At 72.1% G+C, this 21,799-nt stretch carries 17 protein-coding genes; 11 read left to right on the top strand and 6 right to left on the bottom strand.

The features are described 5' to 3' along the window. Window positions 1-34: 34 nt before the first annotated feature. From HPY23_RS13660 to HPY23_RS13640, 5 genes are all read left to right on the top strand, one after another. Complete coding sequence (locus HPY23_RS13660) at window positions 35-985, top strand: NAD(P)H-dependent flavin oxidoreductase (protein WP_060847621.1); 951 nt, start codon at window positions 35-37, stop codon at window positions 983-985. Between the two features lie 102 nt (window positions 986-1,087). After that, entirely contained in the window at window positions 1,088-2,326 is a 1,239-nt protein-coding gene (locus HPY23_RS13655) for a Zn-dependent hydrolase (RefSeq protein ID WP_091888508.1), read from the top strand. A gap of 94 nt (window positions 2,327-2,420) precedes the next feature. Continuing rightward, on the top strand, window positions 2,421-3,038 hold the full coding sequence (locus HPY23_RS13650; RefSeq protein ID WP_091888600.1) for a hypothetical protein: 618 nt from the start codon (window positions 2,421-2,423) through the stop codon (window positions 3,036-3,038). After that, the gene (locus HPY23_RS13645; RefSeq protein ID WP_060847619.1) at window positions 3,031-3,390 is read left to right on the top strand and encodes a winged helix-turn-helix domain-containing protein; all 360 of its coding nucleotides are present in this window, start codon (window positions 3,031-3,033) and stop codon (window positions 3,388-3,390) included. Before HPY23_RS13650 ends, HPY23_RS13645 begins: the two co-directional genes overlap by 8 nt. A gap of 33 nt (window positions 3,391-3,423) precedes the next feature. Beyond that, window positions 3,424-4,122, top strand: a complete 699-nt coding sequence (locus tag HPY23_RS13640) for a di-trans,poly-cis-decaprenylcistransferase (RefSeq protein ID WP_091888506.1) — start codon at window positions 3,424-3,426, stop codon at window positions 4,120-4,122. Window positions 4,123-4,197: 75 nt separating this feature from the next. Here the strand turns inward: HPY23_RS13640 and HPY23_RS13635 are convergent, their stop codons facing one another. Together HPY23_RS13635 and HPY23_RS13630 are read right to left on the bottom strand one after the other, a co-directional pair. Beyond that, the gene (locus tag HPY23_RS13635; RefSeq protein WP_091888504.1) at window positions 4,198-5,298 is read right to left on the bottom strand and encodes an HBL/NHE enterotoxin family protein; all 1,101 of its coding nucleotides are present in this window, start codon (window positions 5,296-5,298) and stop codon (window positions 4,198-4,200) included. Window positions 5,299-5,480: 182 nt separating this feature from the next. Beyond that, window positions 5,481-6,452, bottom strand: a complete 972-nt coding sequence (locus HPY23_RS13630) for a hypothetical protein (protein WP_139234993.1) — start codon at window positions 6,450-6,452, stop codon at window positions 5,481-5,483. A 399-nt stretch (window positions 6,453-6,851) separates the two neighbouring features. Between HPY23_RS13630 and HPY23_RS13625 the strand changes: the two genes are divergently transcribed. Next, window positions 6,852-8,807, top strand: a complete 1,956-nt coding sequence (locus tag HPY23_RS13625; RefSeq protein ID WP_091888500.1) for a sigma-54-dependent Fis family transcriptional regulator — start codon at window positions 6,852-6,854, stop codon at window positions 8,805-8,807. A 487-nt stretch (window positions 8,808-9,294) separates the two neighbouring features. Further along, window positions 9,295-11,112 carry an NAD(P)/FAD-dependent oxidoreductase gene (locus HPY23_RS13620; protein WP_091888498.1) on the top strand — a complete coding sequence of 606 codons (1,818 nt, stop codon included), beginning with the start codon at window positions 9,295-9,297 and terminating at the stop codon, window positions 11,110-11,112. A 59-nt stretch (window positions 11,113-11,171) separates the two neighbouring features. On the opposite strand, the gene ggt is transcribed toward HPY23_RS13620, so the two are convergent. Beyond that, complete coding sequence (gene ggt / locus HPY23_RS13615; RefSeq protein ID WP_091888496.1) at window positions 11,172-12,908, bottom strand: gamma-glutamyltransferase; 1,737 nt, start codon at window positions 12,906-12,908, stop codon at window positions 11,172-11,174. Between the two features lie 149 nt (window positions 12,909-13,057). Between ggt and HPY23_RS13610 the strand changes: the two genes are divergently transcribed. The 3 genes from HPY23_RS13610 to HPY23_RS13600 all read left to right on the top strand — a co-directional run bounded on the left by HPY23_RS13610 (window position 13,058) and on the right by HPY23_RS13600 (window position 17,443). Continuing rightward, window positions 13,058-14,020 (top strand): MBL fold metallo-hydrolase, encoded by a 963-nt coding sequence (locus HPY23_RS13610; protein ID WP_236012925.1) that lies wholly within the window; start codon window positions 13,058-13,060, stop codon window positions 14,018-14,020. A 134-nt stretch (window positions 14,021-14,154) separates the two neighbouring features. Next, window positions 14,155-14,925: an NAD kinase gene (locus tag HPY23_RS13605; RefSeq protein WP_060847614.1), complete on the top strand. Its 771-nt coding sequence runs from the start codon at window positions 14,155-14,157 to the stop codon at window positions 14,923-14,925. 145 nt (window positions 14,926-15,070) lie between these two features. Continuing rightward, window positions 15,071-17,443 carry a PAS domain-containing hybrid sensor histidine kinase/response regulator gene (locus tag HPY23_RS13600; RefSeq protein ID WP_091888493.1) on the top strand — a complete coding sequence of 791 codons (2,373 nt, stop codon included), beginning with the start codon at window positions 15,071-15,073 and terminating at the stop codon, window positions 17,441-17,443. Window positions 17,444-17,467: 24 nt separating this feature from the next. On the opposite strand, the gene HPY23_RS13595 is transcribed toward HPY23_RS13600, so the two are convergent. Beyond that, window positions 17,468-18,730, bottom strand: coding sequence for a class I SAM-dependent RNA methyltransferase (locus HPY23_RS13595; RefSeq protein WP_091888491.1), 1,263 nt, complete (start codon window positions 18,728-18,730; stop codon window positions 17,468-17,470). Continuing rightward, window positions 18,727-19,470: a TlyA family RNA methyltransferase gene (locus HPY23_RS13590; RefSeq protein WP_091888489.1), complete on the bottom strand. Its 744-nt coding sequence runs from the start codon at window positions 19,468-19,470 to the stop codon at window positions 18,727-18,729. Before HPY23_RS13590 ends, HPY23_RS13595 begins: the two co-directional genes overlap by 4 nt. Window positions 19,471-19,581: 111 nt before the next feature. Between HPY23_RS13590 and HPY23_RS13585 the strand changes: the two genes are divergently transcribed. Then, window positions 19,582-20,124: a superoxide dismutase family protein gene (locus HPY23_RS13585; RefSeq protein ID WP_060847610.1), complete on the top strand. Its 543-nt coding sequence runs from the start codon at window positions 19,582-19,584 to the stop codon at window positions 20,122-20,124. A gap of 44 nt (window positions 20,125-20,168) precedes the next feature. Here the strand turns inward: HPY23_RS13585 and dxs are convergent. Beyond that, a partial coding sequence (gene dxs, locus HPY23_RS13580; protein WP_236017670.1) for a 1-deoxy-D-xylulose-5-phosphate synthase occupies window positions 20,169-21,799 on the bottom strand: 1,631 nt, incomplete at its 5' end.

Raw genomic sequence — 21,799 nt, 5'->3', positions numbered from 1 at the left:
CTCTCCAACGAGTTCCCCGGGAGCCACGCCGCCGATGTCCCTGCCCGACAGCCTCCGCCACGCCCTCGCCCTGCCGGTGATCGCCTCGCCGATGTTCATCGTCTCGGGGCCGGAGCTGGTCATCGCCCAGTGCGTCAACGGCATCGTCGGCTCGTTCCCGGCCCTCAACGCCCGGCCGAAGGAGGCGCTGGACGAGTGGCTGACCCGGATCGACGCGGCGCTGGCCGAGGCCAAGGCCGCCGACCCGGAGCGGATCGTCGCGCCCTACGCCGTCAACCAGATCGTCCACGCCTCGAACGACCGGCTCGAGCACGACCTCATGGTCTGCGGCAAGCACCGGGTGCCGATCATCATCACGTCTTTGCGCGCGCCCGACGCGGTGGTCTCGGCCGTGCACGGCTGGGGCGGCGTCGTCTTCCACGACGTGACCACGGTGCGCCACGCCGAGAAGGCGCTGGAGGCCGGCGTCGACGGGCTGATCCTGGTCTGCGCCGGGGCCGGGGGGCATGCCGGCACGCTCTCGCCCTTCGCGCTGGTGAGCGAGGTGCGGCGCTTCTTCAAGGGACCGCTGATCCTGTCGGGCGCCATCAGCACCGGCGACGCGATCCTGGCCGCCCAGGCGATGGGCGCGGACCTGGCCTACATGGGCACCCGCTTCATCGCCACGCAGGAGGCCAACGCCGCGCCGGCCTACAAGGAGATGATCGTCGGCACGACCGCCGCCGACGTGATGTACACCCCCTACTTCACCGGCGTGCCGGGCAACTACCTCAAGCCCAGCGTGACCGCCGCCGGCCTCGATCCCAACGCCCTGCCGGAGGTCGACAAGACCAAGATGAACTTCGGCTCGGGCACCACCAAGGCCTGGCGCGACATCTGGGGTGCCGGCCAGGGCGTCGGCACCATCGACGACGCGCCCGCCACCGCCGTGGTTATCGACCGGCTGAAGGCGGAATACGCCGCGGCGCGGGCGCGGCTGGGATAGGGCGCTCCCGCACACCCCCCTTGCGCCCGGCGCTTGTCCGCCGGGCACGGCCCTCGCATCCTGGCGCACGCATCTTCCCCGACGCGTAGCGTGAGGCCCGCGATGACCACCAACCTCTCCGTGAACGGCAACCGGCTGTGGGACACCCTGATGGTGTCGGCCGGCATCGGCACCGGACCCCGGGGCGGCCTGCGGCGCCTCACCCTGACCGAGCCCGACCGGCTGGTGCGCGACCAGCTCAGAAGCTGGGCCGCGGAGGGCGGCTACCCGCTCACCGTCGACGGGCTCGGCAACATGGTGCTGCGGCGGGCGGGCTCCGAGCCCGACCTGCCTCCGGTGGTGATCGGCAGCCACCTCGACACGCAATGGGCCGGCGGTCGCTTCGACGGCATCCTCGGCGTGCTCGCGGGGCTGGAGGTCCTGCGCACCCTCGACGACCTCGGCATCGCCACGAAGCGCACGATCGAGGTGGTGAACTGGACCAACGAGGAGGGCGCGCGGTTCTCGCCGCCGATGCTGTGCTCGCTCGCCTGGTCCGGCCAGGCGACGCCGGACTGGGTCGAGAACCGGCGCGACCGCGACGGCATCCGCTTCGGCGACGCCCTCGACGGCATCGGCTATCGCGGGCCGGAACCCGTCGGCGGACGCACCATCGACGCCTATTTCGAGCTGCATATCGAGCAGGGCCCGGCCCTCGACCGGGCCGGCGTGCCGGTCGGCATCGTCACCGGCGGCTATCCGAGCTGCGGCATGCGCATCGCCGTCGAGGGCGCCACCGCACATACCGGACCGACCCCGATGGGCGAGCGCCACAACGCGCTCGTCGGCGCCGCCATGGTGGCGGTGGCGGTCAACGACATCGGCTGGGCCCATGCCGACACCGACGCCAAGGCCACCGCCGCCCGGCTCGACCTGGTGCCGAACCTCCCCGGGACGCTCTCGGAATACGCCGAGCTCTTCATCGACATGCGGGCGCCCGAGCTCGAGACCCTCGAGACCATGAAGGCGTCCTTGCGCGCCGCCCTGCCCGACTGCGCCGCCCGCTCGCTCACGCAGATCTCCATCGCCGAGGAATGGGGGTTCGGGGTCTTCTCCTTCGACGACGGCCTGATCGGCACCCTGCGCGAGACCGCGGAACGCCTCGGCATCCCGACCATGGACCTGCGCTCCCAGGCCGGCCACGACGCCTACCACGTCGCCCGGGTCGCCCCCGCCTGCATGATCTTCACCCCGTGCCGGGACGGCATCACCCACAACGAGGCCGAGGATATCTCCCTGGAGCCGACCCTGCCGGGCGTGAACCTCCTGCTCCACGCCGCCCTGGCGCGCGCCAACCGCTGAGACCCGGACGGGCGGCGCGGAGCGCCGCCCGATCCCGCTTGCGCGACTTTGCACATCGGCGTACTTTGCATCGGAAAGTTGATGCGGGATGCCGATGCGCGACCTCGACAGGGCTGACCTCGACCGGGTGCTGGCCGACATCACGGCGATCCGCAGCCAGGTCGCCGCCGGCACCGCCTTCCAGGGCTACGGCCCGACCGCTTTGGCGGCGACCGGCGCCCTGGCGCTCGCCGCCACGGTCGCGCAGGCCGCCCTCCTCGACGACCCGACCGGCCGGCCGCTGACCTTCCTGGCCGGCTGGATCGCCGTCGCGATCGTCTCGATCGGGGCCGAGATGCTGGCGCGCAGCCGCCGGCACCATTCCGGCCTGGCCGACGCGATGATCCTCAACGCGGTCGAGGCCTTCCTGCCCGCGGGCGCCGCCGGGGCGCTGCTGCTCCTGGTCCTGGCGCGCCTCGCCCCCGAGAGCCTGTGGCTGCTGCCGGGCCTGTGGCAGGTGCTGGTCGGCCTCGGGCTGTTCGCCTCCCTGCGCGCCCTGCCGCGGCCGGTCGCCCTGGCGGCGGGCTGGTACGTGGTCGCCGGGCTCGGCACCATCGCGGCCTCGGTCGAGGGGCATGCGCTGTCGCCCTGGACCATGGGCCTGCCCTTCGCCCTCGGCCAGGGGCTGCTCGCCCTCATCCTCCATCGCGCCCCGGGAGGCGACCATGAGTGAGCCCGCTCCCTACGCTTATGACGGGCTCGACCGGGTGCTGCACGAGCGGGCGCGGCTCAGCCTGCTCACCTCGCTCGCCGCCCACCCGAAGCCCCTCGCCTTCTCCGACCTCAAGCAGCTCTGCGGCCTGACCGACGGCAATCTCAGCCGCCATCTCGGCGTGCTGGAGGAGGCCGGGCTCGTCGAGATCCACAAGGGCTACGAGGGACGGCGCCCGCTCACCACCTGCCGCCTCACCCCCGCCGGGCGGCAGCGCTTCGTCGCGTACCTCGCGGTGCTGGAGCGCGTGGTCCGCGATGCCGCCGAGGCGGCCAGGCAGGGCGATCGCGGCCCCGAGCCCCTTCCCGCCTGACCTCCCTTCCCTTTTTTGCCCGGAGACTTTGCAATGCAAAGCGGTTCGCTTCACCAAGACAAGCTCCATGTCGGCCTGATCATGGACGGCAACGGTCGATGGGCGGAACGCCGCGGCCTGCCCCGTTGCGTCGGGCACGAGGCCGGGGTCGGCACGGTGCGGCGGGTGGCGCGGGCCGCGCCCGGCCAGGGCATCGGCACGCTGACGCTCTACGCCTTCTCCGCCGACAATTGGCGCCGCCCGGCCGCCGAGGTGGCGGGGCTGATGGGCCTGCTTCGCCTCTACCTCGCCCGCGAGGTCGAGGTCCTGCGCCGCGACGGCGTGCGCCTCACGGTGATCGGCCGGCGCGACCGCCTGCCCGGCGGCCTGGCGGAGGCCATCGCGGCCGCCGAGGCCGCGACCCACGACGGGGCCGGCCTGCACCTGCGCATCGCCCTCGACTACTCGGCCCGGGACGCGATCCTCTCCGCCGCCCGCGCCGCGGACCCCGCCATCACCCGCGAGGCGTTCGACCGCCTCGTCACCGGCGACGGCGCCCCGGCGGTCGACCTCGTGATCCGCACCAGCGGCGAGCAGCGCCTGTCCGACTTCCTGCTGTGGGAGAGCGCCTATGCCGAGCTGCACTTCACGCCCTGCGCCTGGCCGGATTTCGGCGAGGCGGAACTCGCCGCGGCGATGACCGCGTTCCGCGCGCGCCAGCGCCGCTTCGGCGGGCTGCCGGCGGCGGCGTGACACCGGCCGTTCGACGGCGAGGCCGGGCCGAGGCCCGGCCTCGCGCGCGCCGCGGTGACCCGCGCGCCCGTTGGCTCAGGCGGCCGCCACCGTGGCTTGCTGCACGTCGACGACCTCGCCGACGCGCTGCAGCGTGACGGCGAAATCGGTCAGCTGCTGCCAGGCCTTGCGGCTCGCCTCGACGCGGGTCAGCTGAGCCAGGATCGCGGTGCGGTCCTTGGCGATCCGCAGGTCCTTGACGACGGCATCGAGCCGGCTCGCCAGGGTCGCCCACATCTTGCCGACGTCGTCGAGGTAGCTCAGGGCCTTGTCGCACGAATCCACGAGCGCTTCGATCGACTGGTCGAAGAGGCTCAGGGCGGCCGCCTGAGCCTTCTCCGCGCTCAGGGCGCTCAGCTGCTTCTGCAGCTCGGCATACGACGAGGAGATGTCGTTGCCGCTCGCCACGAACTCGTAGGTGCCGGCGCCCGTACCGACGACCGCGACCGCGAGCGCCAGGGGGGCCAGGAGGCCGCCGGACGCGACCGTCAGCGCGAGGGCGGCGACGCCGACGAAGAGCCCGAGGCCGATCCCGATCCCGGAGAGCGCCCGCGCCTGGTTGGCGCTCTCGATCTCCTGGCGGATGCGCTTCATCTGAAGCGTGATCTTCTCGATCTCGTTCTTCGCGATGCCGGCATCCGCGTGCGCGGCCGCCCTGGCGGTCCGGAAATTGACCTGGTCGGCGAGGATCAGGCTCCGGAAATCCTTCAGCCGGCGGCTGAGCGCCGCGATCTCGGACGATTGCTCGTTCAGCTCCGTCGACAGCTCCTTGAACAGGAGGTCGATCTTCTCGGCCTCGGCCGGGGTGAAGCTGCGGCTCGCCTCGGCCGCATCGTTCATGATGTGGACCAGGTGGGACGTCGAGGCGGAGAACAGGTTGGCGTAATCGAGGATCGATTGCGGCACCTTCGAGAACAGTTCGGGCCCGAGCGTGTCGGTCCACTCCACGGCGTGCGCGCGCGCACCCTCGAGGTCGCCGCGGAACTTCACCGCCCAGCCGGGTTCCGTGGGGAATTGCGGCATCTGGAACTGGCTGACCTCGTGGATGTAGCCCCAGATCGCGGCCTTCTTGCGAAAGCCGGCCTCCAGCTTGCCCTTCGTGTCCGCGGTATCGGGAACCAGCGCCAGATCGGCCATGGGTGCGCTCCTGTGATGTCGCGATGCGGGTCGGCCGCGTCCCGACGAGGCCGACACGGCCTCGCCGTCCCGGGGGCGGCGTGATGGAATCGGTTTCAGGACGGTCGCGCCGGTCGTCCCGGCGCATGCCGCGGATCGTCGGACGGGGAGGCGCCGACGACCGGGTGTCTCGCGGGCGAGGTCTACCGGCCGAGATCCATGGTCTGGACCTCGAGCTTCAGGCTCTGCCGGTCGGCGGCATCCTGCGCCAGGCCCTGCCAGGACTTTGCCGCGAATTCGAGGCTGCGCAGGTCGCCGTAGGCGTCGATGTCCGCGATCGGCTGGGACACGATCTCGCACGCCGTCTGAAGCTTGTCGATCAGGTGGCTCCAGATCAGGTCGACGCTCTCGATCCCGGTCGCGGCGCGCTGGTTCTTGTCCTCGATCTGCGCCAGGAGGCTGTCGACCTGGCTCATCGCCACGACCTGCAGCCCGATGTCGCCGAGCTGGTTGGTCAGCGTCGTGATCTCCGCGAAGGTCTTGCGATAGCGCACCATGAGCGACTTCAGCTTGTAGGCCTCGTAGCCCAGCATGGCGAAGCCGACGACCGCGGAGCCCGACAGCGCGCCGGTCGCCCACCAGAGGCCGAAGGTGAGCGCGTAGACGCTCTTGGCGGAGCCCTTCATGGTCGAGTCGGTCGAGGATTTCTGCGCGGCCACCACGACCGCGAGCTCCTCGCGCAGGGATGCGATCCTGCCCAGGATCTCGTCGGTCTTCTTCTGCTCGGCCGCGTCCGACGTCTTGATGCGCGCGAGGATCGGCCGCAGCCCGCCCGAATGGGCGTCCATCCGGCGCCGGAACGCCTCAAGCCGGTCGCGATGGCTTCGGATCGTCGCGTGCTGGTCCTTGGCCTCCGCCAGGAGCTCGGTGAGCAGCGTGTGCAGCGCGTCCCGCTCCTCCCCGGTGAGGGCGCCGCCGCGGGCGCGCGCCGCGGCGAGCGGGCCTTTCAGCCGCTCGGCGCTGGCACAGAACAGGTTCGCGAAGGTGAGATGGGATTGCAGGCAATCGGCGAAGAGCCGCGGGCCGCAATCCAGGACCCAGCCGTGAGCATCCGCCACCGCCGCCGACAGCTTGGCCTGCGCGTCGGCATACCATTCGGGCGCCGAAGACGGCATCGGAGGCAGGACGGCATCCGTGATGGCCTTGCACCATGCGACCGCCTCGGTATTCGCCACGATCAGATGATCGATCTGTGCGACCGTACGCGATCTGTCCGGAGCGAGCATGATGATCCTCCCAAAATTATAGGTGGGCAAAATCTATAGCTGGCACAAGAATTTAGTATGTGCTTGGCGCTGAAAGCCTGAGTTTTTGTAGGTTGGGCCTGGTTTTGAGTCCGTTAATGGACGGATATTCGATGGGTCTGACACCTCGGCGCTCGGAGCAGTCTTAACAGCATGTTATCGAGCGCGCCGCCGCGGCGGAGCAAAGGGGGGCGGGCGCCCCGCGCCGCCGATCTTTCCCGATTCGCGGTTCGCGCGCAGAATGGCCCGAACAGGGTCGGGGAGGATGCGATGCGGTCTGCCGTGATGGCCCACATCGACGAGCTCGTCCGGGCGGCGAGCGGCGGCGAGGCTGTGCGCGACCCGCTCATCAACCAGTCGTGGCAGCGGTGCCTGGCCGAGTACCGGCTCGATCCCGCGGCGCCCCGGCGGGCCTACATCCACACCCAGGCGCGCCTGCGCGAGCACCGCGACGCCCTCGACGACCTGATCCGGGTGGCGCGCTTCGGGGTCGAGGCGCTGTACCGGCAGGTCTCGGGCCTCGGCTACGTGCTGATCCTCGCCGATGCCCGCGGCGTCGCCGTCGACTTCATCGGCGATGCCGGCCGCGACGGCGACCTGCGCCGCGCCGGCCTCTATCGCGGCTCGGACTGGAACGAGCACCTCGCCGGCACCTGCGCGGTCGGCACCTGCATCGCCACCGGCGAGGCCCTGTCGGTCCACCTCGACGACCACTTCGCCGGCGACCATATCGGGCTCACCTGCACGGCGGCCCCGGTCTACGCCGCCGACGGCACGCTCGCCGCGGTGCTCGACATCTCGGCCCTGCAGGCGCCGGCCCCGAAGGCGAGCCAGCACCTCGCGCTCCAGCTCGTCACCTCGTTCGCCCACCGCATCGAGACCGCGAGCCTGCACAACGGCTTCCGGCGCGAGTGGATCCTCCACCTGTCGCGCTCGCCGGAATTCGCCGACATCGAGCCCGAGCTGGCGCTGGCGGTCGATGCGGGCGGGCGCATCCTCGGTTTCAACAGCCGGGCCCGGGCGCTGATCGACCGCGCCCTGCACCGCCCGCGCGGGCCCTCCGACCTGGCGCATGCCGGCCTCGGGCTGCGCCTCGACGCGCTGTTCGAGGCCTCGGTCGACGACCTGCCGCGCTTCACCCGGGCGGTGCCGGTGGAGCGGCGGGTGCTGCGCCTGCGCGGCGGCGAGCGCTTCTACGCCCTCGCTCTGGAGCCGGCCGCCGCCCCTGTGCGCACCCCGCCCGCCGCCCCCGCGCGGCCCGCCGCCCCGGACTTCGCCGGCGGCGACCCGGTGCTGGCGCGGATGGCCGGCCAGGCCGCCCGCCTGTTCGAGGCCGGGGTGAGCCTCCTCGTCGGCGGCGAGACCGGCACCGGCAAGGAGTTCTTCGCCCGCGCCCTGCACGGCGCGTCGCGGCGCGCCGACAAGCCCTTCGTCGCGGTCAATTGCGCGGCCCTGCCCGAGACCCTGATCGAGTCCGAGCTGTTCGGCCACGAGGCCGGCGCCTTCACCGGGGCGGCCAAGGCCCGGACCGGCCTCGTTCAGCAGGCCGATGGCGGCACGCTCTTCCTCGACGAGATCGGCGACATGCCGCTCTCCGCCCAGACCCGCCTGCTGCGCGTGCTGGCCGAGCGCGAGGTGACGGCGCTCGGGGCCGCGAAACCGTCTCCCGTCGACATCCGGGTGATCGCCGCGACGCATCGCGACCTCGCCGCCCTGGTGGCCGAGGGCCGCTTCCGCGAGGACCTGCTGTACCGCCTCGCCGGTGCCCGCTTCGTCCTGCCGCCCCTGCGCGAGCGCGCCGATGTCTCCGCGCTGGTCGCGCGGCTGCTGGCGGGGCGGCCCGGGTCGCCACGCCTCTCCCCGGCGGCCGCGGCGGCGCTCGCCCGCCATCCCTGGCCCGGCAACGTGCGCGAGCTGGTCGGCGCCCTCGACTACGCCTGCGCGCTCGCCGAGGGACCGGAGATCATCCCCTCCGACCTGCCGCCGACGGTCGCGGCCTGGCGCCCCGACCCCGCGCCGCCCGCGGCGGCCCCGGTCCGGGACGAACCGCCCGCCGGCCCTCTCGCCGACGCCCTTGCCGGCGTTCTTGCCGATCCCCTCGCCGAAGCCCTACGCCGGCGCGCCTGGAACGTCTCGGCGGTGGCCCGCGACCTCGGGCTCGACCGCTCCACCGTGCACCGGCGCATGCGCCGCCTCGGCCTCGTCTCGCCCAACCACGCGGGCTGAGGCGCCCCACCTGTGGCGAGTGCCCCACCTGGGGCGGGGCGTCCGCCACAGGTGGGGCGCCTCAGGTGTGGCGTCGGGCGTGGCGCATGAGGTGCCGGGCCTCCGGTCCAGGGGATGTCAGGAACACCCTTCTTCCGGGTCTCGCCTCTCTCGGAGCGTATTCGGCCGATGGGTCCGATGTCGCGAGGAGCGTTCTACCCCGCCATCGAGCTTATCCCGGCGGATGTGTCGATCTGCGATCGATCGATCTTGGAGGAGGGTTCGAAAAATCGCCGAGCATGTTGGAGCTTTCCTTCAGGGCCGGCCCATCGTCGATGGGCCGACGCCTCGGGATGAGGATGTGTGTTGGATGGATGCCGATTCGGGCGATGGGGCATCCCGGCGTCGATCCTCCTCGGGCTGAACCCCACCGCGGCGCGGCGCTCCGGTTCCGCCGCTGGCACACCCCTTGCGCCTCCTCCCCCATAACAAACGAGGAGGAACCCCGATGGACGCCGTGGTTGGAAAGCTGGAGCGGCTGTCGCCCGCCGACGAGCGGGTGATCGGCTGGCTCGACCGGTTCGAGGCCGCCTTGAGCGCGCGCGACGCCGCGGGCGCGGCGGAGCTGTTTTCCGAGACGTGCTTCTGGCGCGACCTCGTCGCCTTCACCTGGAACATCACCACGCTGGAGGGCCGGGGCGCCATCCGCGACATGCTGGCGGCACAGCTCGGCGCGGCGGCGCCCGGGAGCTTCACCCTGGAGGAGCCGGCGAGCGAAGCCGACGGCGTCACCGAGGCCTGGATCGCCTTCGAGACCGCGACCCTGCGCGGGCGCGGCTACCTGCGGCTCAAGGGCGAGGAGGCCTGGACGCTGCTGACCGCGGCGCGCGAGCTGAAGGGATTCGAGGAGCCGGGCGGGCCGCGGCGCGAGCGCGGCGTGCATCACGGCGTCGAGCCCGGGCGGCGCTCGTGGTCGGAGCGGCGGCGCGACGAGGAGGCCGAGCTCGGCCGCACCCGCCAGCCCTACGCGCTGGTGGTCGGCGGCGGCCAGGGCGGCATCGCGCTCGGCGCCCGGCTCAAGCGCCTCGGCGTGCCGGCCCTCATCGTCGACAAGCACGACCGGCCCGGCGACCAGTGGCGCAGCCGCTACAAGTCGCTGCACCTGCACGACCCGGTCTGGTACGACCACCTGCCCTACCTGCCCTTCCCCGATCACTGGCCGGTCTTCGCCGCCAAGGACAAGGTCGGCGACTGGCTGGAGATGTACACGAAGGTTATGGAGCTGAACTACTGGTCGAGGACCGAGGTCCATTCGGCCCGCTACGACGAATCCGCCGCCGAGTGGGTGGTCGAGCTCACCCGCGACGGCGAGCGGCTGACGTTACGGCCGAAGCAACTCGTGCTCGCCACCGGCATGTCGGGCGTGCCGAACCTGCCGCACTATCCCGGCATGGAGCGCTTCGCGGGCGAGAGCCACCATTCGAGCCGGCACCCGGGCGGCGAGGCCTATCGCGGCAAGCGCGCGGTGGTGATCGGCTCCAACAACTCGGCCCACGACATCTGCGCCGACTTCTACGAGAACGGCGCCGACGTTACGATGGTGCAGCGCTCCTCGACCCACATCGTCAAGTCCGACACGCTGATGGAGCTGGCGCTCGGCGGCCTCTACTCCGAGGAGGCGCTCGCCAAGGGGATCACCACCGACAAGGCCGACATGCTGTTCGCCTCGGTGCCCTACCGCATCATGCACGAGTTCCACGTGCCGGTGTACGAGCAGGCCAAGGTCCGCGACGCCGACTTCTACGCCCGGCTCGAGAAGGCCGGCTTCCGGCTCGATTTCGGCGACGACGGCTCGGGCCTGTTCATGAAGTATTTGCGGCGCGGCTCCGGCTACTACATCGATGTCGGCGCCTCCGACCTGATCGCCGACGGCAAGATCAAGCTGGCGCACGGCAAGGTGCAGGAGATCGCCGAGGACGCGGTGGTGCTCGACGACGGCACGCGGCTCCCTGCCGACGTGATCGTCTACGCCACCGGCTACGGCTCGATGAACGGCTGGGCGGCGAAGCTCATCAGCCAAGAGGTCGCCGACCGGGTCGGCAAGTGCTGGGGCCTCGGCTCGGACACCACCAAGGACCCGGGCCCGTGGGAGGGCGAGCTGCGCAACATGTGGAAGCCGACCCGGCAGGACGCCCTGTGGTTCCACGGCGGCAACCTGCACCAGTCGCGCCACTACTCGCTCTACCTCGCGCTCCAGCTCAAGGCCCGCATGGAGGGGCTGGACACGCCGGTCTACGCGCTGGCCGAGACGCACCACGCGGCCTGAACGCGGGTGGGACCGGCGCGGCGGCTCGCGCCGCGCCGGTCCGCCATCCCGGGGGCCGCTCAGTACCCCTGCGCGCTCCCGGTGTTCCGGCGCGGGTCGTTGGCGCCGTAGTAGCGGAAGGCCCCGACCGGCTTGCCGCCGAGCGTCGGCGCGCCGATCAGGATCGCCGCGAGGTGGTTCGCCGGCTGGGCCGGGCCGAACTTGTGGCCCATGCCCTCCAGGATCCGCTGGGTGTCCGGCGACAGGGCGAAGCGCTCGACATTGGTCACGTCGGGCATCCACTGGTTGTGGAGGCGCGGCGCGTCGGCGGCCTCCTGCACGTTCATGCCGTAATCGATCACGTTGAGGATGCTGTGCAGCACCACCGTGATGATCCGGCTGCCGCCCGGGGTGCCCGTCACGAAGACCGGCTTGCCGTCCTTTGTGACGATGGTCGGGCTCATCGAGCTCAAGGGCGTCTTGCCGGGGGCGACGGCGTTGGCCTCGCCCTGGAGCAGGCCGTAGATGTTCGGCACGCCGACCTTGGCGGTGAAGTCGTCCATCTCGTTGTTGAGGAGCACGCCCGTGCCCTCCGCGGTGATCCGCACGCCGAACCAGTCGTTGAGGGTGTAGGTCACCGAGACCGCGTTGCCGGCCGAATCGACGATCGAGTAGTGGGTGGTGTTGCTGCCCTCGTGCGGGGCCGTGCCGGGCTTCAGCTCGGCCGAGATGCCGGCCTTCTGCGGGTCGATCGCCGCGCGGATCTTGCCCGCATAGGTCTTGTCGGTCAGCCGCTCGACCGGGTTCTTCACGAAGGCCGGGTCGCCCAGGTAGGTGTTGCGATCGATATAGGCGTGGCGCATCGCCTCGATCTCGTAGTGGACGGCCTGCGCCGAGCCCCAGCCGAGCTTGGCGAGGTCGTAGCCCTCGAGGATGTTCAGCATCTCGCAGATCACCACGCCGCCGGAGCTGGGCGGCGGGGCCGAGATCACCCGGTAGCCGCGGTAGTCGCACTCGATCGGGGGCAATTCGCGGGTGGCGTAGCGGTCGAGGTCGGCCTGGACGATCAGCCCGCCCTTCGCCCGGCTCGACGCGGTCAGCGCGTCGCCGACCGCGCCCTTGTAGAAGCCGTCGGGCCCGCGCTCGCTGATCGCCCGCAGGGTCCCGGCGAGGTCCGCCTGGACGAGCCGGTCGCCGACGCCGTAGGGCCGGCCCTGGTTCAGGAAGATCTTGGCCGAGGCCGGGTCCTTACTGAGATCCTCGGTGGCGGTGCCGAGCATGTCGACGTCGCCCTGGTCGAGCACGAAGCCCTCCTGCGCCAGCCGGATCGCCGGCGCCATCAGGTCGGCGCGAGGCTTCGTGCCGTACTTCGCCAGGGCGTAGTCGAGGCCCGACACGGTGCCGGGCACCCCGACCGCCAGGAAGCTCTTGGTGCTCGCGCCCTTGATCACGTTCCCGTCCTTGTCGAGGAACATGTCGCGGGTGGCGGCGAGCGGCGCCTTCTCGCGGAAGTCCAGGAAGGTCCGGCTGCCGTCGGCGCGCTGGATCGTCATGAAGCCGCCGCCGCCGAGGTTGCCGGCCGCCGGGTAGACCACCGCCAGGGCGTAGCCGACCGCGACCGCCGCATCGATGGCGTTGCCGCCCTGCCTCAGGACGTCGACGCCGACCTGCGTGGCGTCATGCTGTGCCGTCACCACCATGCCGTGCTCGGCGGCGACCGGCGCCCGCGAGGCGGCGAGGGCCGGCCCCCCCGGGACCGCCACGACGAGGAACGCGGTGAGGAGCGTGGTGCCGATCGCGGCGAGCCTGTGGCGCATGGCGGATCCCTGTTGATTCGCCGCCACGGTACACGAGGGCGGCGCGCCGCTGAATCGCGCGCGCGACTTATCTCTTGTGAGACCCATCCCCTTCCGCGCCTCGCGCTCTAGCTGCGGGACGAAGACGCAACCGGGAGGCCTCCATGTCGATGAACCGTCGCACCCTCATGGCCGGAGGCATCCTGGCCGGCCCGGTGCTCGCCAGCGCGCCCGGCCTCGCCGGGGGCGGCGCCGCGCCCGTCGCCGACCTGCCGGGGGCCTACCGGTACGGCGTCGGCGAGGCCTCGGTCCTGGCCCTGCACGAGGGCGGGGTGAAGCGCCCGCTCGATGCGGGCTTCGTGCGCAACGCGCCCCTGCCCGAGGTGCAGGGCGCCCTCGCCCGGGCCTTCCTGCCGACCGACACCCTGCCGATCACCTTCACGCCGCTCCTCCTCACCCTCGGGGGCAAACGGGTGCTCGTCGATGCGGGCTTCGCCGACCAGGGCCCGCCCGGCACCGGCGGCGTGCTGCGGGGGCTCTCCCTCGCGGGGATCGACCCGGGCACGGTCGACGCGGTGGTGATCAGCCACTTCCACCCCGACCACATCCTCGGCCTCAAGCGCAAGGACGGCAGCCCGACCTTCCCGAACGCCCAGGTGCTGGTGCCGGAGCCCGAGTGGCGCTTCTGGATGGACGACGGCCGCATGGCGAATCCGCCGGAGGCGCTCAAGGCCAATCTCGGCGCCGTCCAGAAGACCTTCGGGAGCGGTCTCAAGGTCGAACGCTATCCGTGGGACAAGGAGGTGCTGCCGGGCCTCACGGCGCTGGGCACCCCCGGCCATACGCCCGGCCACACCTCGTTCCGCCTCGAATCGGGCGGCAAGCGGCTCCTGATCGCCTCCGACATCACCAACCACCCGGCCCTGTTCGTGCGCCATCCCGACTGGTCGGCGCTCTTCGACATGGATGCCGACCAGGCGCGGGCCACCCGCCACAAGATGCTGGCGCTGATGGCCGACGAGCGGGTGCCGGTGGCGTTCTACCACGCTCCCTTCCCGGCCGCCGGCCACATCGCCAAGGCCGGCGCAGCCTACGAGTTCGTGCCGGTGCAGTGGGGGTTGGATCCCGTCTGAGTCCGGCCGGCCGCTGGACGCAACGCCTCCCCCGCGTGCTATGCCTCGTGCCGACGCGGCCGGCGACGGCCCGGCGGCCGTGCGCGTCGATGGAGGCGCGGCGGGATCATCGTTCGGCGGTCGGGACATCCCACATGGCGCGGCGCTTCAACCAGATCGCCTTCATCGCGAGCCCGACGCCCGACGCCCGCGAGGCGGCCGAGATGCTGATGCAACGCTACGACCACGTCCCGCCCGAGGAGGCGGACGTGGTAGTGGGACTGGGCGGCGACGGCCTGATGCTGCAGGCGCTGCACCGCTTCATGGGTACCGGCAAGCCGATCTACGGCATGAACCGCGGCACCGTCGGCTTCCTGATGAACGAGTTCCACCTCGACGACCTGATCGAGCGGCTGGAGGTGGCGCAGCGCAGCATCGTCCACCCGCTCCTGATGGTGGTGACCGACGTGCTCGGCCTCACCCACACGGCGCGGGCGGTCAACGAGGTCTACATGCTGCGCCAGACCCACCAGACCGCCAAGCTGAAGATCTCGATCGACGGCCAGGTCCGCCTGCCCGAGCTGATCGCCGACGGGGTGCTGGCGGCGACCCCCGTGGGCTCGACCGCCTACAACCTCTCGGTCGGCGGGCCGATCCTGCCGATCTCCTCGCAGCTCATCGCGCTCACCCCGATCTCGGCCTTCCGCCCCCGGCGCCAGGGCAGCGTGCTGCTGCCCAACCACGCCCGCATCCGCATCGAGGTCAAGGACCCGGAATACCGCCCGGTCGCGGCGGTGGCCGACCACACCGAATTCCGCCGCGTCGCCCGGGTCGAGACCCAGCTCGACCGCTCGACCGACCTCGTGATGCTGCACGATCCCGGACAGGGCATGGACGAGCGCATCCTGCGCGAGCAGTTCGGCTGAGGCCCGCGACGCGAGGTCAACGGAGCGCACTGGAAGCCGGCCCGCGCCCGCTTAGTTCCGTCGCCTGGCCCCCTGTCGGGGCCTCGCCACGGAGCCCCCGGATGCCCGACTGCCTGCCCTCGCACCCCGTCCGGGGCCGCGCCCGATGAGCGAGAGCGCCCTGCAGCCGGACGATTATCGCAATCTTGCCGAATCGCTGCCCCAGCTCGCCTGGATCGCCGAGGCCGACGGCGCGATCATCTGGTACAATCAGCGCTGGTACGACTACACCGGCACCACCCTCGAGACGATGCAGGGCTGGGGCTGGCGGACCGTCCACCACCCCGACCACCTCGATCGGGTCGAGTCGCGCTTCCGCCGCGCCTTCGCCAGCGGCGAGCCGTGGGAGGATACGTTTCCCCTGAAGGGCGCCGACGGGGTCTTCCGCTGGTTCCTGTCGCGGGCCCAGCCCTCGCGCGACGCCTCCGGGCGGATCCTGCGCTGGTACGGCACCAACACCGACATCACCCGGCGGCGCGCCGCCGAGGAGCGCCTGCGCCACGCCCAGGAGCGCTTCCGCGCCCTCGTCGACAGTGCCGCGGCGATCATCTGGTCGACGGACGCTAACGGCGAGCTCTCGATCGGGCAGTGGCGCTGGACCGCCTATACCGGCCAGAGCGACGAGGAATGCCAGGGCTGGGGCTGGGTCGAGGCGGTGCACCCGGACGATCGCGCCCGGGCCGCCGATGCCTGGGCCCGGGCCGTCGAGACGCGCACGCCCTTCGAGATCGAGTACCGGATGCGCCGGCGCGACGGCGCCTGGCGCCACATGGAGGTGCGGGCCGCCCCCGTCATCGCCGAGGACGGGTCGTTGCGCGAATGGGTCGGCATGCATGTCGACATCACCGACCGCAAGGAGGCCGAAGCCGAGATCGACCGGGCGCGCCACGCGGCGGAGGCCGCCAACCGCGCCAAGAGCCAGTTCATCGCCAACATGAGCCACGAGCTGCGCACGCCGCTCTCGGCGGTGATCGGCTACTCGGAGATGCTGGCCGAGGAGCTGGAAGATCTCGGCCAGGCCGAATTGCTGCCCGACCTGCGCAAGATCGAATCGTCGGCGCGCCACCTGCTGGGCCTCATCAACGATGTCCTCGACATCTCGAAGATCGAGGCCGGCCGCATGACCGTGGCGGGGGAGGACTTTTCCATCCGCGACATGGTCGACGACGTGGTGGCGGCGACCGATTCCCTGGTCGGCAAGAAGCGCAACCGCCTGGTGCTCGACATCCCCGACGATATCGGCGCGATGCACCAAGACCAGGGCAAGCTGCGCCAGGGCCTCGTCAACCTCCTGGGCAACGCCGCGAAGTTCACCGAGGACGGCACCGTCACCCTCTCGGCCCGGCGCGAGAGCGTCGAGGGGGCCGACTGGCTGACCTTCGCGGTGACGGATACCGGCATCGGGCTCACCGAGGAGCAGTGCGGGCGCCTGTTCGAGCGCTTCGCCCAGGCCGACGAATCGACCACCCGGCAGTTCGGCGGCACCGGGCTGGGCCTCGCCATCACCCGCGCCTTCTGCCAGCGGATGGGCGGCGACATCGCCGTGACCTCGACCTACGGCGAGGGCGCGACCTTCACCATCCGGCTGCCGGCGGTGCTGCCGGCCGCGGACGACGAGCCGACGCCCGAGGAGGTGCGGGCGGTCGCCGAGGCCAAGGCGGAGGCCCAGCGCCACGACGTGGTGCTCCTCGTCGACGACGACCCGGCGGCCCGGGAGCTCCTGTCGCGCTTCCTCGAGCGCGAGGGGTTCCGGGTGCGCACCGCCAGCGACGGCCGGGCCGGCCTCAGCCTCGCCCGGGCCCTGCGGCCGCGGGCGATCCTGCTCGACATCGAGATGCCCCGGATGGACGGCTGGTCGGTGCTGCACGCGATCCGCAAGGATCCGGACCTCGCCGCCACCCCGGTGATCATGACCTCGGTGGTCAACGAGCAGGGCCTCGGCCGGGCGCTGGGGGCCACCGACTACCTCGTCAAGCCGATCGACTGGGACCACCTGAAGGCCCTGATGGAGCGCTACCGCCCGGCCGACGCCCCCGGCACGGTGCTGCTCGTCGACGACGACGCGGATGCCCGCGAGCGGATGCGCCGCAGCCTGTCGCGGGACGGCTGGACCGTGCGCGAGGCCGAGAACGGCGCCGCCGGCCTCGCCCGCCTCGACGAGGGCCGGCCGTCGCTGGTCCTCCTCGACCTGATGATGCCGGTGATGGACGGCTTCGACTTCCTGACGAAGCTGCGCGCCCGGCCCGACGGCGGCGACGTGCCGGTGGTGGTGCTCACCGCCAAGGACATCACCCCGGCCGAGAAGGAGCGGCTGGGCCGCGACACCGAGCGGGTGATCGTCAAGGGCAGCGTGTCCCTCGGCGAGATCGGCCGGCTGCTGCGGACGATGTATTCCGACCGGTCCGAGGAGCCCGTGCCCCCGGCGATCCAGGGCTTGATCGAGGAATTGCAGGCGCGGACGGAGCCGGGGGACGGCTGAGCCGTCCCCCGCCGGGCGGCGGGCTCAGCGCTTCTTGCCCGGCCGCTTGAACACGCCGACGATCTCGACATGCGGCGAGTGGCGGAACTGGTCGACAGGGGTCACGGTCTCGAGCCGGTATCCGCCGCGCACCAGGAGCGCCGCGTCGCGGGCGAAGCTGCCGGCGTCGCAGGAGACGCCGACCACCACCGGCACCTTCGATTCGGCGATGCGCGCGCTCTGCGCCTCGGCGCCGGCGCGCGGCGGGTCGAACACCACCGCGTCGTAGCGGTTGAGTTCCGGCGCCAGGAGCGGCCGGCGGAAGAGGTCGCGGCGCTCGGTCGTCACGGTGCGCAGGCCGCCGGTCTCCCGGAAGGCGCGGTCGAGCGCCTTGAGTGCCCCGTCCTCGCCCTCGACGGCGTGGACGGTGTGGCCCTCGGCCAGCGCCAGCGAGAAGGCGCCGGCGCCCGAGAAGAGGTCGACCACGCGTTTCGCCTTGCCGACCCCCTCGACGACGAGGCGGGCGAGCGTCGTCTCGCCCTCCTGCGTCGCCTGCAGGAACCCGCCGGAGGGCGGGACCAGCCGCGAGCGGCCGGCCGGGATCTCGGGCGGGCGGCGCACGATCAGCACCTCGCCGTGGAGGGAGAGCCGGGCGAGGTCGAGCTCGCCGGCGATGAGCACCAGGGCCTGGCGCGCCCGGTCGGAGGCCGGGCCGTGGCCGCGGATGTCGACGTCGAGGCCGCCCGCGGTCGCGGTCACCTGCACGTCGAGGGGCTTGCCGCCGCCGCCGCCGAGCGGTCGGCTGACCCGCCGGGCGATCTCGGGCGCGCGGTGCAGGGCGGCTTCCGTGACCGGGCAATGGTCGATCGGGACGAGCGCGTGGCTGCGCGCCGCCATGAAGCCGGCCTGCGGTCCGCCGTCCGAGGCGCGCACGTGCAGGGTGATGCGGCGGCGCCCGGTGCCGTGGGCGTCGAGGAGCGGGCCGACCAGCGCCTCGATCCCCACCCGCGCGAGCGCACCGACGACGAGGTCGCGCTTCCACGCCGCGTAGGGCGCGAGCGCGAGGTGCTGGACGGCGCAGCCGCCGCAGGTGCCGAAATACGGGCAGAACGGCGCGATCCGGTCCGGGGACGGTGTCAGCACCGCGTCGAGCCGCGCGCGGGGCGGGCGGGTGCCCTCCTCCGGCGCCGCCCGCACGGTCTCTCCCGGCAGGGCGCCGGGCACCACTACGCCGTCCGCCGTCACCCCGTCGCCGCGCAGGCCCAGGCGGGCGATCTCGCAGGTCGTCGTCATGGTCGCCTCGCTCATCGCCCGGTCTCCCGCACGGCACCGATCAGGAATTCGCGGTTGCCGTCGCCGCCCTCGACCGGCGACGGGATCAGACCGCGGACCGAAAAGCCGAGCGACGCGACGAGGTCCTGGATCGCCGCGCAGACCGCGTCCTGCACCGCCTCGTCCCGCACCAGCCCGCCGCGGCCGACATGCTCGCGCCCGGCCTCGAATTGCGGCTTGATCAACGCCGCCAGGGCGGCGCCGGGCGCCAGAAGCGGGACCAGGGGCGGCAGGACCAGCCGCAGGGAGATGAAGCTCACGTCGATCACCAGAAGGGAGGGCGGCTCGGGAAACGGGGTGAGGGAGCGGGCGTCGGTCGCCTCGCGCGCCGCGACCCGCGGATCGGCCGCGAGGCTCGGATGGAGCTGGAAGCGGCCGACATCGACGGCGTGGACGAAGGCAGCCCCGCGGCGCAGCAGCACGTCGGTGAAGCCGCCGGTCGAGGCGCCGATGTCGAGGCAGGTCCGCCCGGCGGGATCGATCCCGAAGGCGTCGAGGGCGGCGGCGAGCTTGAGCCCGCCGCGGGAGACGTAGGGGTGCGGCGCCTCGGCGACGATGGCGGCACCCCGGGCGATCATGTCGGAGGCGCGGCGCACCACGACGCCGTCGGCCCGCACAAGCCCGGCCTCGATCGCGGCCTGCGCCCGCGACCGGCTCTCGAAATGGCCCGCCTCCACCAGGAGGCGGTCGGCCCGCTGCCGCTCGCCCGTCGTCATCACCGTTCCGTTCTCGATCGACTACGACCGGCCCGTCGTCTTGCAGGCAGGTCGTCCCCGCGGGCGCCGCGCGCCCTAGCTATGGGGCGGCACACGAGGAGAGTTCATTCCATGAGACATATCGTGCTCGCGAGCGCCATGGCCTTCGGCCTCGCGGCTCCCGCCCTGGCGCAGGACAAGCCCGCCCAGGAGGCGCCGGCGGCGCCGACGACCTACGACGCGCCGATCGTCAACAACAAGGGCGACACGATCGGCAAGATCGCGATCCGCGACGGCGCCAACACCCTGGTGATGCGGGTGACGATCCAGCCCGGCGGCCTGCCGGCCGGCTGGCACGGCATCCACTTCCACGCGGTCGGCAGCTGCGCCGATACCGACAAGTTCCAGGAGTCCAAGGCGCACGTCAATCACGACAACGCCAAGCACGGCCTGCTGCACCCGGAAGGGCCGGACGAGGGCGACATGCCGAACGTCTTTGCCGCCGCCGACGGCTCGGTGAATGCGGAGGTGTCGAGCGACACGCCGCTCACCGGCGAGGGCGGCCTGAAGGACAACGACGGCTCGGCCCTGATCATCCACGCCAACGAGGACGACCACCTCACGCAGCCGATCGGCAATGCGGGCGCCCGCATCGCCTGCGCGGTCATCAAGTAACGGCGACCGGGCCGCGTCCGCCGGACGCGGCCCGATTTCGCACCTCAGCGCTGGCGGCGCGCGACGCTGACGACGTTGCTGGCGGTCGCAGCCTTGGCCTCGCGGGCCGGGAGGATCTCCTCGACGACCTTGACGATCGACGGGGCGTCGAGGCCCGCCTCCGCGTACATCCGCTCCGGCGTGTCGTGGTCCTGGTAGCTGTCCGGCAAGGTCAGCGTGCGAACCCGCACCCGGCCATCGTCGAGAGCCCCGCGCGACGACAGCAGGTGCAGCACCATCGCGCCGAAGCCGCCCACCGACCCCTCTTCCAGCGTCACCAGAACCTCGTGGTTTGAGGCCAGGTCCAGGATCAGGGCCTCGTCCAGCGGCTTGGCGAACCGCGCGTCCGCCACCGTCACGCCGATGCCCGCCGCCTCGAGCCGCTCCGCCGCCTTCAGCGCTTCCGCCAGGCGCGTGCCGAGGCTGAGCAACGCCACCCGCGCCCCTTCCGGACGCTGGATCACCCGGCCACGGCCGATCGCCAGCACCTCGCCGCGATCGGGCATCTCGACGCCCACGCCCTCGCCGCGCGGATACCGGAACGCGATCGGCCCGGTGTCGTGCGCATGCGCCGTCGCCACCATGTGCACCAGCTCGGCCTCGTCGGCCGCCGCCATCACGGTCATGTTCGGCAGGCAGCAGAGATAGGCGAGATCGAACGCGCCCGCATGCGTCGCCCCGTCGGCGCCCACAAGTCCGGCGCGGTCGAGCGCGAAGCGCACGGGCAGGTTCTGCAGCGCCACGTCGTGCACCAGCTGGTCGTAGCCGCGCTGCAGGAAGGTCGAGTAGATCGCGCAGAACGGCTTGAAGCCTTCCGTCGCCAGGCCGGCCGCGAAGGTCACCGCGTGCTGCTCGGCGATGCCGACGTCGAAGGTCCGGTCGGGATGCGCTTTTGAGAACAGGTCGACGCCGGTGCCCGACGGCATCGCCGCGGTGATCGCCACCACCCTGTCGTCGACGTCCGCCGCCTTGATCAGGCTCTCGCCGAACACCCGGGTGTAGGCCGGGGCGTTGGGCTTGGCCTTGGTCTGCTTGCCCGACACCACGTCGAACTTCACCACCGCGTGGCCGCGGTCGGCCGCGGCCTCCGCGGGGGCGTAGCCCTTGCCCTTCTGGGTGACGACGTGGATCAGCACCGGGCCGTCGGGGGCGTCGCGCACGTTCTTGAGGACGGGCAGCAGGTGCTCGAGGTTGTGGCCGTCGATCGGGCCGACGTAGTGGAAGCCGAGCTCCTCGAACATCGTGCCGCCGCCGGCCAGGATGCCGCGGGCATATTCCTCGGCGCGGGCCGCGGTGTCGTAGAGGGCCTTCGGCAAGAGGCGGCCGAACTGCTTGGCGGTGTCGCGCAGGCTCCGGTAGGTGTCGCCCGAGACGAGCCTGGCGAGGTAGGACGACATCGCGCCGACCGGGGGCGCGATCGACATGTCGTTGTCGTTGAGGATGACGATGAGGCGGCTTTTCAGCGCGCCGGCATTGTTCATCGCCTCGTAGGCCATGCCGGCCGAGATCGAGCCGTCGCCGATCACCGCCACGACGTTGCGGCGCGGGGGCGTCTCGCCGCGGGCGCGTGCCGCGGCGTCGGCGAGGTCGCGGCCGATCGCCATGCCGAGGCCGGCGGAGATCGAGGTGGAGGAGT

It is taken from the genome of Methylobacterium ajmalii (assembly GCF_016613415.1).
Classification (GTDB): Bacteria; Pseudomonadota; Alphaproteobacteria; order Rhizobiales; family Beijerinckiaceae; genus Methylobacterium; species Methylobacterium ajmalii.
This window is presented reverse-complemented; position numbering and strand designations above follow the sequence as displayed.

Coding starts and splice junctions, on each gene's coding strand:
- HPY23_RS13620 (WP_091888498.1), top strand. CDS start 9,295: ATGGACGCCGTGGTTGGAAAGCTGGAGCGGCTGTCGCCCGCCGACGAG.
- HPY23_RS13640 (WP_091888506.1), top strand. CDS start 3,424: ATGCAAAGCGGTTCGCTTCACCAAGACAAGCTCCATGTCGGCCTGATC.
- HPY23_RS13660 (WP_060847621.1), top strand. CDS start 35: ATGTCCCTGCCCGACAGCCTCCGCCACGCCCTCGCCCTGCCGGTGATC.
- HPY23_RS13595 (WP_091888491.1), bottom strand. CDS start 18,730: ATGAGCGAGGCGACCATGACGACGACCTGCGAGATCGCCCGCCTGGGC.
- HPY23_RS13630 (WP_139234993.1), bottom strand. CDS start 6,452: ATGCCGTCTTCGGCGCCCGAATGGTATGCCGACGCGCAGGCCAAGCTG.
- HPY23_RS13590 (WP_091888489.1), bottom strand. CDS start 19,470: ATGACGACGGGCGAGCGGCAGCGGGCCGACCGCCTCCTGGTGGAGGCG.
- HPY23_RS13605 (WP_060847614.1), top strand. CDS start 14,155: ATGGCGCGGCGCTTCAACCAGATCGCCTTCATCGCGAGCCCGACGCCC.
- ggt (WP_091888496.1), bottom strand. CDS start 12,908: ATGCGCCACAGGCTCGCCGCGATCGGCACCACGCTCCTCACCGCGTTC.
- HPY23_RS13600 (WP_091888493.1), top strand. CDS start 15,071: ATGAGCGAGAGCGCCCTGCAGCCGGACGATTATCGCAATCTTGCCGAA.
- HPY23_RS13585 (WP_060847610.1), top strand. CDS start 19,582: ATGAGACATATCGTGCTCGCGAGCGCCATGGCCTTCGGCCTCGCGGCT.
- HPY23_RS13645 (WP_060847619.1), top strand. CDS start 3,031: ATGAGTGAGCCCGCTCCCTACGCTTATGACGGGCTCGACCGGGTGCTG.
- HPY23_RS13650 (WP_091888600.1), top strand. CDS start 2,421: ATGCGCGACCTCGACAGGGCTGACCTCGACCGGGTGCTGGCCGACATC.
- HPY23_RS13625 (WP_091888500.1), top strand. CDS start 6,852: ATGCGGTCTGCCGTGATGGCCCACATCGACGAGCTCGTCCGGGCGGCG.
- HPY23_RS13655 (WP_091888508.1), top strand. CDS start 1,088: ATGACCACCAACCTCTCCGTGAACGGCAACCGGCTGTGGGACACCCTG.
- HPY23_RS13610 (WP_236012925.1), top strand. CDS start 13,058: ATGAACCGTCGCACCCTCATGGCCGGAGGCATCCTGGCCGGCCCGGTG.
- HPY23_RS13635 (WP_091888504.1), bottom strand. CDS start 5,298: ATGGCCGATCTGGCGCTGGTTCCCGATACCGCGGACACGAAGGGCAAG.